Genomic DNA, 15,517 nt, shown 5'->3' with positions numbered 1-15,517 from the left:
GCTTGCTCCCGCTGGGTTGCGGAGCGACCCCAGTCTTTTAGGGCTGCTGCGCAGCCCAGCGGGAGCAAGCTCCCTCGCCACAAAAGCTCACTCGGTGTAGGGCAACCTATCCGCGGTAGATCAGCCGCGACGCCTTTTCGTTGCGCAAGGTCAGGTGTTCCATGCCCTGCCCCGGTGCGTCCGCTTCATCCCGGGCCTTGAGGATGACGCCGTGATGCGCTGACTTGCTGCACACCGGATCGGCATTTTCCGCATCGCCCGTGAGCATGAACGCCTGGCATCGGCACCCGCCCAGGTCCTTGTGTTTTTCATCACAGGAACGGCACGGCTCCTTCATCCACTCATCACCGCGAAAGCGGTTGAAGCCGAAAGACTCCGTCCAGATGTATTCAATGCTGTGCTCGCGCACGTTGGGAAATTCAACCGGCAGTTGTCGGGCGCTGTGGCATGGCAGCGCGGTACCGTCCGGGGTGATATCGAGAAACAGGTTGGCCCAGCCGTTCATGCAGGTCTTGGGGCGCTCTTCGTAATAGTCCGGGGTGACGAAGATCAGCTTGCACGGGTGACCCTGGGCTTCAAGGCGCTCACGGTACTCGTTGGTGATGCGTTCGGCGCGTTGCAACTGTTCGCGGGTCGGCAGCAGGCCGACGCGATTGAGCTCGGCCCAGCCGTAGAACTGACACGTCGCCAACTCAACGAAATCCGCCCCCAGCTCCAGGCACAGCTCGATGATCTGCGCGATCTGGTCAATGTTGTGCCGATGGGTGACGAAATTCAGCACCATCGGGTAACCCTGGTCTTTCACCGCCCGCGCCATGGCCATCTTCTGCGCGAAGGCCTTGCGCGAGCCGGCCAGCATGTTATTGACCGTCTCGTCCGCGGCCTGAAAGCTGATCTGGATGTGGTCGAGACCGGCGACCTTGAAATCGCGGACTTTCTGCTCGGTCAAGCCGATGCCCGAGGTGATCAGGTTGGTGTAGTAGCCCATGTCCCGCGCGGCTTTGATCAACTCCGCCAGGTCTTGGCGAACCAGTGGTTCGCCGCCGGAGAACCCCAACTGTGCGGCGCCCATTTCCCGTGCTTCACGGAACACGCGAATCCATTCTTCGGTGGTCAATTCGGCACCCTGTTGGGCGAAGTCCAGCGGGTTCGAGCAATACGGGCATTGCAACGGGCAGCGATAGGTCAGTTCGGCCAACAGCCACAGCGGTGGTCCGGGCTGCGCGCTGATCCCGTTCACAAGGCAATCCCCCGGTGCCAGACGTGCTGCGTTGTCACGGTGTGATACGGCGGGCGCTCAAGCTCGTAGGCCATGCTCATGGCGTCGAGCATGCTCCACAGCACATCGAGCTTGAATTGCAGGATCTCCAGCATGCGTTGCTGACCTTCGGCGGTCACGTAATGCGCCAGAGTGATGCGCAATCCGTGCTCGACATCCCGCCGCGCCTGCCCCAGACGTGTCCGAAAATAGTCATAGCCGGCCACATCGATCCACGGGTAATGGGTCGGCCAGGCGTCGAGCCGAGACTGATGGATCTGCGGCGCGAACAACTCGGTCAGGGAGCTGCTGGCCGCTTCCTGCCAACAGGCACGACGGGCGAAGTTGACATAGGCGTCAACGGCGAAACGCACACCCGGCAGCACCAATTCCTGAGAGAGTATCTGCTCGCGATCGAGTCCTACTGCCTCGCCCAGCCGCAACCAGGCTTCGATGCCGCCCTCGCTGCCGGGAACGCCGTCATGGTCGAGGATGCGTTGCAGCCATTCACGGCGCACGTCGCGGTCGGGGCAATTGGCGAGGATCGCGGCGTCCTTCAGGGGGATGTTGACCTGGTAATAGAAGCGGTTGGCGACCCAGCCCTGGATCTGCTCGCGGGTCGCGCGGCCGGCGTACATGGCTTGATGGAAGGGGTGGTGGATGTGGTAGTAGGCGCCTTTGGCACGCAGGGCCTGTTCGAATTCGGTGGGGGTCATTGCCGGGGTGGTCATTTTGTTCTCCTTATCGGCATAGCGGCGTCTGGACCGGCCTCATCGCGAGCAGGCTCACTCCTACAGGTTTTGGGTACATCGCAGTGCTGGGTAAACCGAAAATCCCTGAGGGAGTGAGCCTGCTCGCGATGGGGCCAGCCGCTACAACTCAATACTCATGCCGTCATAGGCCACTTCAATCCCGCGCCGATCCAGCAGCGCGCGCTCCGCCGAGTCTTCATTGAGGATCGGATTGGTGTTGTTGATGTGGATCAGCACCTTGCGTTGGCGCGGGTAAGCCTCCAGCAACTCGAGCATGCCACCCGGTCCGCTCTGCGCCAGATGGCCCATCTCACTGCCGAGGCTCTGCCCGACTTCACACACGCGCATCTCGTCATCGCGCCACAAGGTGCCGTCCAGCAACAGGCAATCGGCTTGCTGCATCCAGCCCAGCACTTCCTCATCGACCTGCCCCAGGCCCGGCGCATAGAACACAGAGGCGCCGCTGCGCAGGTCCTCGATGAACAGACCGATGGTGTCGCCTGGTTGCGGATTGCCGCGATTCGGCGAATACGGTGGTGCGTTGCTGGTCAGTGGAATCGCGCGAAACTGCAAGTGCTTGCAGGCCGCGATACTGAAGGGTTCACGGTCCAGGGCTATGGGGTGCCACTGCAAGCCGCCGTTCCAGTGCGTGAGCATGGTGAACAACGGAAAACCACTGCTCAGGTCTTCATGCACGCGCTCGGTGCAATACACCGAATGCGGGCAGCCTTCGCGCAGGCTCAGCAGGCCGGTGCAATGGTCGATCTGGCTGTCCATCAGCACGATCCCGGCAATCGCCGTATCGCGCAATCGACGAGCCGGTTGCAGCGGCGCGAAGCTTTCAAGCTGCGCGCGAATATCCGGTGAAGCATTGCACAGCACCCAATCCACACCGTTGTCGCTCAGGGCAATGGACGACTGCGTCCTTCGCTGCGCGCGCAGGCTGGCGTTGCGCACGCCGGTGCATTGGCGGCAGTTGCAGTTCCACTGCGGAAAACCACCACCGGCGGCGGAACCAAGAACACGGATGTGCATGAGCAATGCTCCAGAAGGCAGGCCCGGCCAACACAACGGCTGGCCGGGTGGACAATCAACGATTGGCGAAATACATCGTCACTTCGAAGCCAATGCGCAGATCGGTAAACGCGGGTTTATTCCACATGGGTCAATCCTCTTCTTGTGCCGGGCAATTCCGGTAGAGCCATTAATGCACGGCGGACCAGGCGGCCGAATGCTACTTTCGAACGAAGTCGCGGGTGCGTTGGTAGGGGGTGTTGCACGGTTTTCCAAATACACACAAAACCTTGTGGGAGCGGGCTTGCCCGCGATGGCGGCGTCACATTCAACACACTTGTTGACTGACATTGCGCTATCGCGAGCAAGCTCGCTCCCACAGGTTTTTCAGTGTTCTTGAGGAATCAGAAGAACCCCAGCGGATTGATGTCGTAGCTCACCAGCAGGTTTTTGGTCTGCTGATAATGGTCGAGCATCATTTTGTGGTTTTCACGACCGACACCGGATTTCTTGTAGCCACCGAATGCGGCGTGCGCCGGGTACAGGTGATAGCAGTTGGTCCATACCCGTCCGGCCTTGATCGCCCGGCCCATGCGATACGCGCGGTTGATGTCGCGGGTCCAGAGGCCCGCACCCAGGCCGAACTCGCTGTCGTTGGCGATCGCCAGTGCCTCGGCTTCGTCCTTGAACGTGGTCACACCCACCACCGGGCCGAAGATTTCTTCCTGGAACACACGCATCTTGTTGTGCCCCTTGAGCAGGGTCGGCTGGATGTAATAACCCGTCGACAAGTCACCCTCCAGACGCTCGGCCGCGCCGCCGGTCAACAATTCGGCACCCTCCTCCTGAGCGATTTTCAGGTACGAGAGGATCTTGTCGTATTGCTGCTCGGACGCCTGGGCGCCGACCATGGTTTCGGTGTCCAGCGGGTTGCCGCGTTTGATCTTGACGATTTTCTTCATCACCTCGGCCATGAACGGTTCGTAGATCGACTCCTGAACCAGCGCGCGTGACGGGCAGGTGCACACCTCGCCCTGGTTGAAGAACGCCAGCACCAGACCTTCAGCGGCTTTCTCGATGAACTGCGGCTCGGCGTTCATGATGTCTTCGAAGAAGATGTTCGGCGACTTGCCGCCCAGTTCGACGGTGCTTGGAATGATGTTCTCGGCAGCGCAATGCATGATGTGCGCGCCTACCGGAGTGGAGCCGGTGAAGGCAATCTTGGCGATGCGTTTGCTGGTGGCCAATGCCTCGCCGGCTTCGCGACCGAAGCCCTGAACGATGTTCAATACGCCGGCCGGCAGCAAATCGGCGATCAATTCCGCGAAGACCATGATCGACAGCGGCGTCTGCTCGGCAGGCTTGAGCACCACGCAGTTACCGGCAGCCAGGGCCGGCGCGAGTTTCCAGGCGGCCATCAACAACGGGAAGTTCCACGGGATGATCTGCCCGACCACGCCCAGTGGTTCGTGGAAGTGATAGGCGGTGGTCAGCTCATTGATTTCAGCGGCGCCGCCTTCCTGTGCGCGGATGCACCCGGCGAAATAGCGAAAATGGTCAGCGGCCAGCGGCACGTCGGCGTTCAGGGTTTCGCGCACGGCCTTGCCGTTGTCCCAGGTTTCGGTGACGGCGAGGATTTCCAGGTTCTGTTCGATACGGTCGGCGATTTTCAGCAGCACCAGAGAGCGGTCCTGCGCCGAGGTCTTGCCCCAGGCATCCGCAGCGGCGTGGGCGGCATCGAGAGCTTTGTCGATGTCGGCAGCACTGGAACGAGGGAACTCGGCGATCGCCTCACCGGTGACGGGGGACGTGTTGGTGAAATACTCGCCATTGACCGGGGCGACAAACTCGCCGCCGATGAAGTTGCCATAGCGCTGTTTGAAGGAAACGACGGCGCCGGGGGTTCCGGGTTGTGCGTAGATCATGATTAGGCCTCAGTCTGGGTCGATGCCTGTCGGGCAAACAGGCGATGAACCGATAGTAGAGAGCCCCGCGTGCCAGACGAATGCGCCGTTGGCAGGGGGACTCTCGTTATTTGGTCGTAGAAAAAAGCGTCGGTGCGATCCGGTACTAGTGGCATCGCGCATGTGTGGCAGGGTGAATGCCTTTGTGGCGAGGGGATTCATCCCCGTTCGGCTGCGCAGCAGTCGTAAAACCATCACACACGGCGTACCTGATACACCTGGGTTGCAGGTTTTGGGGCTGCTTCGCAGCCCAACGGGGATGAATCCCCTCGCCACAGGTCAGCGAGCGCCACACACAGTCGTGGGAACGATCAGCAACGATCAGCGCAATCAGCGCAATCAGCGTCAGTGTTTAGCAACCAGGTCTTTCGGCAATTTGAACGTCCAGAGCATCCCGCCCTGGTTGAAGTCCTTGATCCGCTTGGCCACTTCGCCGCCCCATAACGGCACCGCGCCACCCCAGCCGGACAGCACCGACACATACTGCTCGCCGTCCATTTCCCAGGTCACAGGCGAACCGAGGACGCCGGAGCCGGTCTGGAATTCCCAGACTTTCTCACCCGTCTTGGCGTTGAACGCTTGCAGGAACCCTTCAGGCGTTCCGGTGAACACCAGGTTGCCCTTGGTGGTCAGCACCCCGCCCCACAGCGGCGCGAAGTTCTTGTGGCGCCAGACTTCCTTGCCGGTTTTCGGGTCAATGGCCCGCAGCACGCCGATGTAGTCCTCGTTCAATGGCTTGATGGTGAAACCGGCTCCAAGGAACGCGGCGCCTTTCTTGTAGGCAATGCCTTCGTTCCAGATGTCCATGCCCCATTCGTTCGACGGCACGTAGAACAACCCGGTGTCTCTGTTGTACGCCATCGGCATCCAGTTCTTCGCACCCAGGAACGCCGGCGCCACGAACACCGAACTGCCTTTGGCTTCAGTACCCGGCGCGCCCGGCCGGCTGGCTTCGTTGTAGATCGGCCGGCCCTCCTTATCCAGCCCGGTGGCCCAGGTGATCTTGTCCACGAACGGGAAGCCGCGGATGAACTTGCCGTTGGTGCGGTCCAGCACGTAGAAGAAACCGTTGCGGTCAGCGGTGGCGGCGGCTTTGATTTCCTTGCCACCCTCGGTGTAGTTGAACGAGACCAGCTCGTTGACGCCGTCATAGTCCCAGCCGTCGTGAGGCGTGCTCTGGAAGTGCCATTTGATCGTGCCGTCGTCGGGGTTCAGTGCCAGGCGCGAGGACGAGTAAAGGTTGTCGCCAGGACGCAAGTGCGAGTTCCACGGTGCCGGGTTGCCGGTGCCGAACAGCAGCAGATTGGTTTCCGGGTCGTAGTAGCCGCCCAGCCAAGGGGCCGCACCACCGGTTTTCCAGAGGTCGCCGGGCCAGGTCTTGCCCGCTTCGCCGCCAGAGATGCCGTTTTCAATGGCTTTGCCGTCTTTGTAGACGTAGCCCATATGGCCTTCCACCGTAGGGCGGGTCCACAGCAGGTCGCCGTTTTTCGGATCGTAGGCTTCGATCTTGCCGACCACCCCGAACTCGCCACCGGCCACGCCGGTAATCAGCTTGCCGTTGATCACCATGGGTGCGGCGCTGATCGAATAACCCTCTTTATGATCGGCAACTTTCTTGCTCCAGACGACTTTGCCGGTGTCCTTGTTCAGGGCCACGAGCTTGGCGTCGAGGGTGCCGAAGAACACCAGGTCGCCGTACAGCGCGACACCACGGTTGATCACGTCGCAGCATGGACGGATGTCATCGGGCAGGCGTGCATCGTATTGCCAGAGTTTTTTGCCGGTGCGCGCATCCACTGCGAAGACCCGTGAGTAGGAACCGGTCATGTACATCACGCCGTCCTTGATCATCGGCTGCGCTTGCTGACCGCGCTGCTTCTCGCCGCCAAAGGAAAACGCCCAGACCGGCCGCAGTTCCTTCACGTTATCGACGTTAAGCGTGTCCAGCGGGCTGTAGCGCTGGCCCTGGACGCCCAGACCGTTGGTGACAATCTGGTCCGGGTTTTTAGGGTCCTGGAGGATGTCCTGGTCGGTAACGCCCGCCAGCGCCTGGCCGGACAGCAGCATGGCACTGAACAGAACGCTCAAGATGAAGGGTTGGCGACGTGCGGGTTGGGTCATGACGGCTACCTCTGCGATTTTTGTTATACCCGGGAAATTTTCCCGGTCAGGTGCAGATTCTTGGGCGCCGCCGCCCTGGCAACAATTGCCCGCAGTGCTGAGATTGCTAGTCCCTTAGTACCGGGTCGGATGAGACCAAACCCGGACATACACGTCCCCTGTAGCAGCAGCCGTACACCGCCCCTGTAGCAGCTGCCGAGCCTGCGAGGCTGCGTTCGAGTGCGCAGCGCTCGCAAAATGGCTGGCGAATGCTTCGCATCCGAACGCAGCCTCGCAGGCTCGGCAGCTGCTACAGGGGACGTGTTGGCAGTGGGGTAAAGGGTTGCGTCGGCAGAGCGGGTTATTTGCCCGCAGCGGAATCGACTCGGCTCATCTGTTCCCGCTCATAGCGCGGATACAGATGGCTGACGCTGCGGATCAGCTCGTAGCGGCTCAGATTGATGCCCGCGAAACGCTCGGGAATGGGGCTGCGGATCATCTCGGACATGTCGCTGCCCTGGGCGGCGCCGTCGCGCAGGAGTTGATCGAGCCAGGACAGGTAATCGCGCATCTGCTCGAAGGGTTTTGCATCTGTGGCCACCGGCCCGTGACCGGGCACCACCAGCGTCCAGGGCAACGCCTGCAGGGTCGCGATGTCTGCCAGCCACACCGCCAGCCCGGGAGAATTGGGCGTGGTCAGCGCCCGTTGATAAAACACCAGATCACCGGCAAACAGCACCCCGGTTTGCTGGTCGAGAATAGCCAGATCCGCGCCCGTGTGCCCACCCAGGCTCAGTACGCGTAAATCGTGATTCCCAAAACTTTTCACACCCGGCTCCAGCGTCCGGGTCGGCAACACCACCTCGGTGCCGCGCATCCAGTCGCCCACCAGTCGATACATGTTCTCGGCCATCGCATCACCCTGCTGATGCAACAACTCGGTAGTGCCCGCCAACGCGGCAATCGGCACATCACTGAAGGCCTGATTGCCCAGCACATGATCAGGGTGATGGTGGGTCAGCCACACCTCGATCACCGGCTTGTCGGTGGTCGCGGCAATGACCTTGCGCATGGCTTCGCCGTAGCGCTTCGAGGGCCCGGTATCGATCACCACCACGCCGCGTTCGGTGACAATGAACGCGGCGTTGACGATGTTGCCGCCATTGGCCTTGGCGAAATTGTCGGTGCGGCCTTCCAGCAACCAGGTGTCCGGGGCGATGAGCCTGGGTTTGAGCGAATACTCAAGATCGGCCAGTGCCGGCCAGCTCAAACCGATGAACAACAACAGCATCCAGCGCATCGCGCGCTCCTTGGGTCAGGGTATGGCCGCATCGAACTCATTGCCGCTGTTGTCACGCAGCAACAGGCGCGTCTGCCCTGCCCCTTCGATGTCGAAGGTCAGGTTGGGGTTTTCGCTGACGGCGGGAAACAGCTCGAGACGGGCCAGCACCTGATCGTTCTGGTCCCTCAGCTCGGCGTGATTGATAAAGAATTCCGGGATGCCGCTGACCATGCCGTTGTCCATCGGATGCGCCACCTGCACGCGCACGCGACTGAACTCGCCACGGGGATACCGGCCGCCCAGCACTTCGCCGATGTGCTCCTCCCAACCGGGCTGAGTGCGCACCACACTCGGTGCGGTGCAGCCGCCGCCCGCCGCATCGATCAGGGTCGAACCCACATGCCACAGGCCATCCCGGGTCAGCACCGCCGCGCGCAAAGGCGTGGCCTGTTCAATGCGAATACGGATCGACAGCCAGGGCAGCACGCCGGTCACAGGCTGGAAATCGACGATTTTGGGCAAGGGATTGAGTTCGGCCCAGGCGAGGATTTTCACCACATCGCCCTTGAAAGCCCTGGCGTCGATTTCCAGGGGGACTTGCCGCGCGTCCTCGGCGAACGGTGGTGCCAGCAGCTTGACCCGGTCATCGAACACGAACGGCGCATCGCCCAGCATCTGCTTGTGGTAGAACGCCCACATCACGGACGGCACCGGGTCTTTGCCGGGGTCGATGTCCGCCGCGTGTGCCGCGATCGGCAACCAGACGGCTAACAGGCAACTCGCTCGCCAGTTCACTGTTGATACATCTCCGGCACGTCATAACGCAGGCCGTAACGGGCATACAGGGATTTGACCGAACCGTCGCGAATCAGGCCTTCCAGCGCCTCTTCCACGGCATACGCCAGCTGCCGGTTGCTTTCGTGTACCGCCATGCCGATCTCCCAGCGTTGCTTGCCCATGTTCGGGTAGGCGTTTTCCGCCAGCGCCACCTGCGGATCGGCCGCTTCGTGGACTTGCCAGTCAATCTCGCCACGCATCGCCATTACCGCATCGACTTCGCCTGCCTTCATCCCCGCAAAAGCCTGGGGCACACCGGGATAGTGGCGGGTTTTAGCGGCGAGCATGCCGTTGAACACAGAGGTCAGGTAGAACGACGGCACGCTGTCGACTTCGACGCCGATGGGATGCTGTTCAAACACGGCGACACTGCCGACTTTGTCCAGTCGACGACGGTCATAAGCGACTTGCCATTGTTCAGTCTGGTAAGGCCCGAACATCACCACGTGAGCGTTTTCCAGTTCGCCCAGGTCGTTGCGTTTGCGGGCGTAATCCTGATCGTAAGGCACGCGCATCATCATGTCGGCCAGTTGCAGATCGTGCAGCTGACTGGCGCGCCAGATGTAATCGCGCAGGTCGTCGTCGAGCTTCTCACCCGCCGGCGCCCAGATCAGGGTCAGGTGCACGCCTAGGGCTTTGGCGAGCGCCTCGGCAAGTTCGACGTCCACGCCTCGCGGCTGTCCGGCGTCTTCGAAACTGTAGGGGGCGAAGTCCTTGTAGACAGCGACTTTCAGCTCCCCGGCGGCGATCATTTCGTCATAGGTTCGCACTTGCGCCTGCGCCGTCTGGCAGCACAGCAACAGCGCACTGATCAATACCGCGAGCAGGCGCATGGATTACTCCTCGACGTGAACCGTGTCCAGGTAAGTGCGCACCGCCCACAAGGCTTCCTGGCTCAGGTAATCCGCCATTTTCGGCATGTACACCCGCCCGTCACGCACCGCGCCGTGGCGCACGCGCTCGACGAACCACTCGTCCCCGGCGTCACCGACGTCAAGCATGCGCAAATCCGGAGCGATGCCGCCCGACTTGGCTTCCAGGCCATGGCACGCCGCGCAGTTCTGGTTGTAGGCTGAAGAGCCGATTTCCACGGCCTTATCGTGCTGCGGGGAGCTGCGATACGGGTTCACCGCTGCCCAGCCATCGGCATCGACCTGTACGCCGGCATCCTTGACCGGGGTCAGGCCCTGGGTTTCCACCGCTTGCGGTACGACGTTGCCGTGTGCCCAGACGGAGCCTGCGCTGATCACGCCAGCCAGTAAGCCGGCAATTAGCAAGGCGTTGTGTTTTGTTGTCATTGTTATGCCCTCAGGATTGCACGCAAAACCTCTTGGCAGAGGCTATGGCAACCATCTTAGGAAGCGCATTGCGCCAGCCCCATGCTGCTTTGGTGGCCGCTTTCTAGTCCCTTGGTAGTAAGGCCTGTGGCGCACACCCAAATCAGGTCCTACTTGGGAAGTTTTCCCGGCAACAGCGGGACTTTTTCCGTATCCGGCAACATGCCGGGAGCACCACCCTGTGCAGGCCAAAACCTCCACTGGGAACTGCAACCATGACAATAAGATCGCTACCCGCCCTTTCCCCTTTGACCCTTGCCGTGCAAGCCTTTTTGCTGGTGAGCAGCCTGTCGTTGAGCACTGCCAGTCATGCCGCCACTGCTCCGGCCACCCCCACCCGCAATGTGACGTGGGAAGACATTGCCAACGATCACCTGACCACCAAAGACGTGCTGCAATACGGCATGGGCACCAACGCCCAGCGCTGGAGCCCGCTGGCCCAGGTCAATGACAAGAACGTGTTCAAGCTCACGCCGGCCTGGTCCTATTCGTTCGGCGATGAAAAACAGCGTGGCCAGGAATCCCAGGCCATCGTCAGCGACGGCGTGGTGTATGTCACCGGTTCCTATTCCCGGGTGTTCGCCCTCGACGCGAAGACCGGCAAGCGCCTGTGGACCTACAACCATCGCCTGCCGGACAACATTCGTCCGTGCTGCGATGTGGTCAACCGCGGTGCGGCTATCTATGGCGACAAGATCTACTTCGGCACCCTCGATGCGCGGCTGATCGCGCTGGACAAGAACACCGGCAAAGTCGTCTGGAACAAGAAATTCGGCGACCACGCGGCGGGCTACACCATGACCGGCGCCCCGGTGCTGATCAAAGACAAAACCAGCGGCAAGGTGCTGTTGATCCACGGCAGTTCCGGTGATGAGTTCGGCGTTGTCGGCCAGCTGTTTGCCCGCGACCCGGACACCGGTGAAGAAGTCTGGATGCGGCCTTTCGTCGAGGGTCACATGGGCCGTCTGAACGGCAAGGACAGCACCACCACCGGCGACGTCAAGGCGCCGTCGTGGCCGAACGACCCGACCACCGAAACCGGCAAGGTCGAAGCCTGGAGCCACGGTGGCGGCGCGCCTTGGCAGAGCGCGAGTTTCGATCCGGAAACCAACACCATCATTGTCGGTGCCGGCAACCCTGGCCCGTGGAACACTTGGGCGCGCACGTCCAAGGACGGCAATCCCCACGACTACGACAGCCTCTACACCTCTGGCCAGGTTGGCGTCGACCCGAGCACCGGCGAGGTGAAATGGTTCTACCAGCACACCCCGAACGATGCCTGGGATTTCTCCGGCAACAACGAACTGGTGCTGTTCGACTACAAGGACAAGGACGGCAAAACGGTCAAGGCGACCGGCCACGCGGACCGCAACGGTTTCTTCTATGTGGTCGACCGCAACAACGGCAAATTGCAGAACGCCTTCCCCTTCGTCGACAACATCACCTGGGCCAGCCACATCGACCTGAAGACAGGCAGGCCGGTAGAGAACGAAGGCCAGCGTCCGGCCAAGCCATTGCCGGGCGAAACCAAGGGTAAATCCGTGGAAGTGTCGCCACCGTTCCTCGGTGGCAAGAACTGGAACCCGATGGCGTACAGCCAGGACACCGGGCTGTTCTACATTCCGGGCAACCAGTGGAAGGAGGAATACTGGACCGAAGAGGTCAGCTACAAGAAAGGCTCGGCTTACCTGGGCATGGGTTTCCGCATCAAGCGCATGTACGACGATCACGTCGGCACCCTGCGCGCCATGAACCCGACTACCGGCAAGGTGGTGTGGGAGCACAAGGAAGCGTTGCCGTTGTGGGCCGGCGTGCTGGCGACCAAGGGCAACCTGGTGTTCACCGGGACCGGCGACGGGTTCTTCAAGGCCTTCGATGCGAAAACCGGTGAGGAATTGTGGAAGTTCCAGACCGGTAGCGGCATCGTCTCGCCGCCGATCACCTGGGAACAGGATGGTGAGCAGTACGTCGGCGTGACTGTGGGCTACGGCGGCGCGGTGCCGTTGTGGGGTGGCGACATGGCCGAGCTGACGAAACCGGTAGCTCAGGGCGGGTCGTTCTGGGTGTTCAAGATCCCGAGTTGGGATAGCAAGACGGCGCAGAAGTAGGCCGTTTGCCCCCTGTGCTCGCAGGGGGCTTGCCTGTGTTCAGAACTTCTGTGGCGAGGGAGCTTTTGTGGCAAGGGAGTTTACTCCCGCTGGGTTGCGAAGCAGCCCCGTGCATTCTTCAGTTGAACCGAGTCGCCTGGGTTGCGACTGCTACGCAGCCGAGCGGGAGCAAGCTCCCTCGCCACAAAAGCTCACTTGCCCAATGAAACCCACTTGCCACAAAAGCTCACTGCCCGATGAAGCCCATTTGCCACAAAAACTCACTTGCCAATGGAGCTCACCGGCCAAAGAAATTTCATTTACCACATTGGCTTTGTGTCTCCGATGCCCTTCCGACTTCAAGGACCTGACATGAAATACCTGCCCCTGCTTTTATTGCTGGCAACCCTTCCGGTAGTTGCCGACGACGGCGACGACGCCCCGCTCATCATCAACGGTTGCACCATCGCTGATCATAGCCAGTGCCCCGGCGCCGATCTCAAAGGCGCGAACCTGCGTAATCAGGACTTGCGCAACATGAACCTCAGCGGCGCGGACTTGCGCGGTGCCGATCTGCGCCATGCCCGACTCGACCTCGCCAACCTGGAAAAAACCCAGCTGCAAGGCGCCAACCTGACGCGCGCCAGCCTGCAACAGAGCAATCTGCGGCTGGCGGATCTCACCGGTGCCACCTTGATGGCGATTCAGGGCTGGGGAATGTTTGCCCAAGGCGCGCAGTTCCAGGACGCCAACCTCAGCGCCGCCTACCTGCAATTCGCCCGCCTCTCCGGCGCCAGACTGCACAACGCCAACCTGCGCGCCGCCGACCTGGAGATGACCTGGCTGAGCAAGGCCGACCTCAAGGGCGCCAACCTGAGTGATGCCAACCTGCAGGAGGCCAAGTTTGGTGAAAGCAATCTGGAGCGGGCCAACCTGACCGGCTCGCGTCAGCATTACGCGAATTTCCAGGATGCGAACATGGAGGGCTGCACCGGTTGCCCGACGACTTGGGATAAGTGAACAATCTGATCCCTACAACAAATCCCTGTAGCAGCTGCCGAGCCTGCGAGGCTGCGTTCGAGTGCGCAGCGCTCGCAAAAAGAACGGCGAATGCTGCGCATTCGAACGCAGCCTCGCAGGCTCGACAGCTGCTACAGAATGACCAGTGCGCGATAGAATCGCACAGGGCTCAACCCGCCTTTCTCACCACCCCCATATCAATCCCCAAATGCACCAACTCCGCGTGGGAGCTGACCTGCAATTTGCTCTTCAGCAAGGTCAGGTGATTGGAGACGGTCTTGCCGCTGATGCTCAGTTGTTCAGCAATCATCCGTGCCGGCGTGCCTTTGGCGAGCATCACGAAAATCTCCAGCTCGCGCTGGGTCATGCTCTGCAAGCGCGGGTCGCTGGCGTCCTGTTGCGGGTGACACGCGAGTTGAGTGGCCAAGGGCTGTTCGATGTAAGCGTGGCCGGCCAGGATGCGCCGTACCGCCTCGATCAACACGTCGGGTGCCGAGCTTTTCGTCAGGTAGCCCGACGCCCCCGCGTCCAGCGCCTGGCGCACTAACGGCAACTCATCGTGCATGCTGAAAAACAGCACCCGCAGTTGCGGCAGGCGCTGACGCAAGCGCCGGGTGGTTTCCAGTCCGCTGATGCCCGGCAAGCCGAAATCCATGATCACCAGGTTCGGCACGGCTTCCTGCACGCGGATCAATGCGTCCTCCCCCGTCGCCGCTTCACGCACTTCCATGGCGGGCAGCAAGGCCCGCAACAGACTGGCGTAGCCCTGACGGACCACCGCATGGTCATCGACCAGCAAAATATTCATGACACCTCCAACGGCATGTTCAAAGCCAACGCCCAACCAGCGCCGGGACGACTGAAAACCCGCAACTCGCCGCCCAGGCTGCGGGCGCGCTCCTGCATCGAGTACAAGCCCACACCAGGCTGCGGCGGCTGCTGTGCTCCTCGCCCGTTATCCCGAACCAGCAAGCGCAAACGCCCGCCACGATGTTGCAGGCGAATCCGCACCTGACTGGCGTCGGCGTGGCGTGCGATGTTGGTCAGGGCTTCCTGGAGCAGGCGATAGAGGTGGGTTTTGTCCGATGTGGTCAGCGCTGGCAACTGCAGGCCGACCCGCAACTGGCACTCGATACCCTGGCGCATCTGCCATTGGTCCACCAGCAAACCAAAGGCCTCGGCCAACGACAAATGCTGCAGCATCACCGGGTACAGATCATGCACCAGCGCACGAAATCCCTGTTGCAGGTGTTCGCAGTTGTGTTCCAGATCGCGCACGGTGCGCTCCACCGTCGCCGGCTGATCCGCCACCAGTCGCAGCAAACAGGCCTGGGCGCGAATACCTGCCAGGTACTGGCCCAGATCATCGTGCAGGGTTTGCGCCAGATGCGTGCGCTCCTGCTCCTGCACCGCGAGCAGGGTCCGGGTCAAATGAGCGTTATCGGCACGGGCGTGTTCCAGCGCCTGGGTCATGTGGTTGAAATGACTTGCCAGTTGCCGCGCTTCCGGCACGCCTTCAGCACGCAATCGCACGTTTAGCTGGCCGCCCGAGACCTGCTGCAACGCACGCAGCAGCTCACCGAGCAGCCCCATTCCCCGGCGTACGGCCCAGCGAATGGTCAACAGGCTCAGCAACAACGCCAACCCGCACAACGCCAGCAATTGCTGCAGGGAGTCCCAGACTTCGTCGATTTCATCTCGGGGATCCACGGCAATCTGCACCCGTCGACCGTCCTTCAAATCCAGCACCCGCGCACTGTGCCGGGCGTCAGCGAAGAGTAACCGCCCAAGCCAGCCATCAATCCCGTTCTGCCCCGGCAACCGCGCCGTTTCGCCGGGCGCCAGCCAGCGCACCCGCACATGACG

Annotated in this window: 14 protein-coding genes; 2 read left to right on the top strand and 12 right to left on the bottom strand. The window is 61.5% G+C overall.

The window, feature by feature from the left end; translation table 11 throughout:
• Nucleotides 1-106 precede the first annotated feature (106 nt).
• From pqqE to pedF, 10 genes are all read right to left on the bottom strand, one after another.
• Nucleotides 107-1,240 (bottom strand): pyrroloquinoline quinone biosynthesis protein PqqE, encoded by a 1,134-nt coding sequence (gene pqqE / locus GBC55_RS04785; RefSeq protein ID WP_162440237.1) that lies wholly within the window; start codon nucleotides 1,238-1,240, stop codon nucleotides 107-109.
• Nucleotides 1,237-1,989, bottom strand: a complete 753-nt coding sequence (pqqC, locus tag GBC55_RS04780; RefSeq protein ID WP_162440236.1) for a pyrroloquinoline-quinone synthase PqqC — start codon at nucleotides 1,987-1,989, stop codon at nucleotides 1,237-1,239. Before pqqC ends, pqqE begins: the two co-directional genes overlap by 4 nt.
• Before the next feature lie 141 nt (nucleotides 1,990-2,130).
• Nucleotides 2,131-3,045 (bottom strand): pyrroloquinoline quinone biosynthesis protein PqqB, encoded by a 915-nt coding sequence (gene pqqB / locus GBC55_RS04775; protein WP_162440235.1) that lies wholly within the window; start codon nucleotides 3,043-3,045, stop codon nucleotides 2,131-2,133.
• A gap of 55 nt (nucleotides 3,046-3,100) precedes the next feature.
• The gene (pqqA, locus tag GBC55_RS04770; protein WP_010455123.1) at nucleotides 3,101-3,172 is read right to left on the bottom strand and encodes a pyrroloquinoline quinone precursor peptide PqqA; all 72 of its coding nucleotides are present in this window, start codon (nucleotides 3,170-3,172) and stop codon (nucleotides 3,101-3,103) included.
• Nucleotides 3,173-3,428: 256 nt separating this feature from the next.
• Nucleotides 3,429-4,949: an aldehyde dehydrogenase family protein gene (locus GBC55_RS04765; RefSeq protein WP_162440234.1), complete on the bottom strand. Its 1,521-nt coding sequence runs from the start codon at nucleotides 4,947-4,949 to the stop codon at nucleotides 3,429-3,431.
• 384 nt (nucleotides 4,950-5,333) lie between these two features.
• Nucleotides 5,334-7,109, bottom strand: a complete 1,776-nt coding sequence (locus tag GBC55_RS04760) for a PQQ-dependent methanol/ethanol family dehydrogenase (protein WP_162440233.1) — start codon at nucleotides 7,107-7,109, stop codon at nucleotides 5,334-5,336.
• Between the two features lie 340 nt (nucleotides 7,110-7,449).
• Nucleotides 7,450-8,388 (bottom strand): quinoprotein relay system zinc metallohydrolase 1, encoded by a 939-nt coding sequence (locus tag GBC55_RS04755; RefSeq protein ID WP_162440232.1) that lies wholly within the window; start codon nucleotides 8,386-8,388, stop codon nucleotides 7,450-7,452.
• A 15-nt stretch (nucleotides 8,389-8,403) separates the two neighbouring features.
• Entirely contained in the window at nucleotides 8,404-9,165 is a 762-nt protein-coding gene (locus GBC55_RS04750; RefSeq protein ID WP_162440231.1) for a quinoprotein dehydrogenase-associated SoxYZ-like carrier, read from the bottom strand.
• Nucleotides 9,162-10,040: a transporter substrate-binding domain-containing protein gene (locus GBC55_RS04745; RefSeq protein WP_162440230.1), complete on the bottom strand. Its 879-nt coding sequence runs from the start codon at nucleotides 10,038-10,040 to the stop codon at nucleotides 9,162-9,164. Before GBC55_RS04745 ends, GBC55_RS04750 begins: the two co-directional genes overlap by 4 nt.
• Nucleotides 10,041-10,043: 3 nt before the next feature.
• Nucleotides 10,044-10,505 (bottom strand): cytochrome c-550 PedF, encoded by a 462-nt coding sequence (gene pedF, locus GBC55_RS04740; RefSeq protein WP_162440229.1) that lies wholly within the window; start codon nucleotides 10,503-10,505, stop codon nucleotides 10,044-10,046.
• A gap of 254 nt (nucleotides 10,506-10,759) precedes the next feature.
• Here pedF and exaA point away from each other — a divergent pair, with 254 nt between their 5' ends.
• The gene (gene exaA / locus GBC55_RS04735) at nucleotides 10,760-12,652 is read left to right on the top strand and encodes a quinoprotein ethanol dehydrogenase (RefSeq protein WP_162440228.1); all 1,893 of its coding nucleotides are present in this window, start codon (nucleotides 10,760-10,762) and stop codon (nucleotides 12,650-12,652) included.
• Nucleotides 12,653-13,003: 351 nt separating this feature from the next.
• Entirely contained in the window at nucleotides 13,004-13,651 is a 648-nt protein-coding gene (locus GBC55_RS04730; protein WP_162440227.1) for a pentapeptide repeat-containing protein, read from the top strand.
• A gap of 169 nt (nucleotides 13,652-13,820) precedes the next feature.
• Here the strand turns inward: GBC55_RS04730 and GBC55_RS04725 are convergent, their stop codons facing one another.
• The gene (locus GBC55_RS04725) at nucleotides 13,821-14,459 is read right to left on the bottom strand and encodes a response regulator transcription factor (RefSeq protein ID WP_162440226.1); all 639 of its coding nucleotides are present in this window, start codon (nucleotides 14,457-14,459) and stop codon (nucleotides 13,821-13,823) included.
• On the bottom strand, nucleotides 14,456-15,517 hold a 1,062-nt coding region (locus tag GBC55_RS04720; RefSeq protein WP_247266860.1), incomplete at its 5' end, for a histidine kinase. The genes GBC55_RS04720 and GBC55_RS04725, both read right to left, overlap by 4 nt.

It is taken from the genome of Pseudomonas sp. TNT3 (assembly GCF_010095445.2).
In the GTDB taxonomy this organism is placed as follows: Bacteria; Pseudomonadota; Gammaproteobacteria; order Pseudomonadales; family Pseudomonadaceae; genus Aquipseudomonas.
The sequence above is the reverse complement of the archived record's forward strand: the minus strand, read 5'-3'. Positions and strand labels throughout refer to the sequence as shown.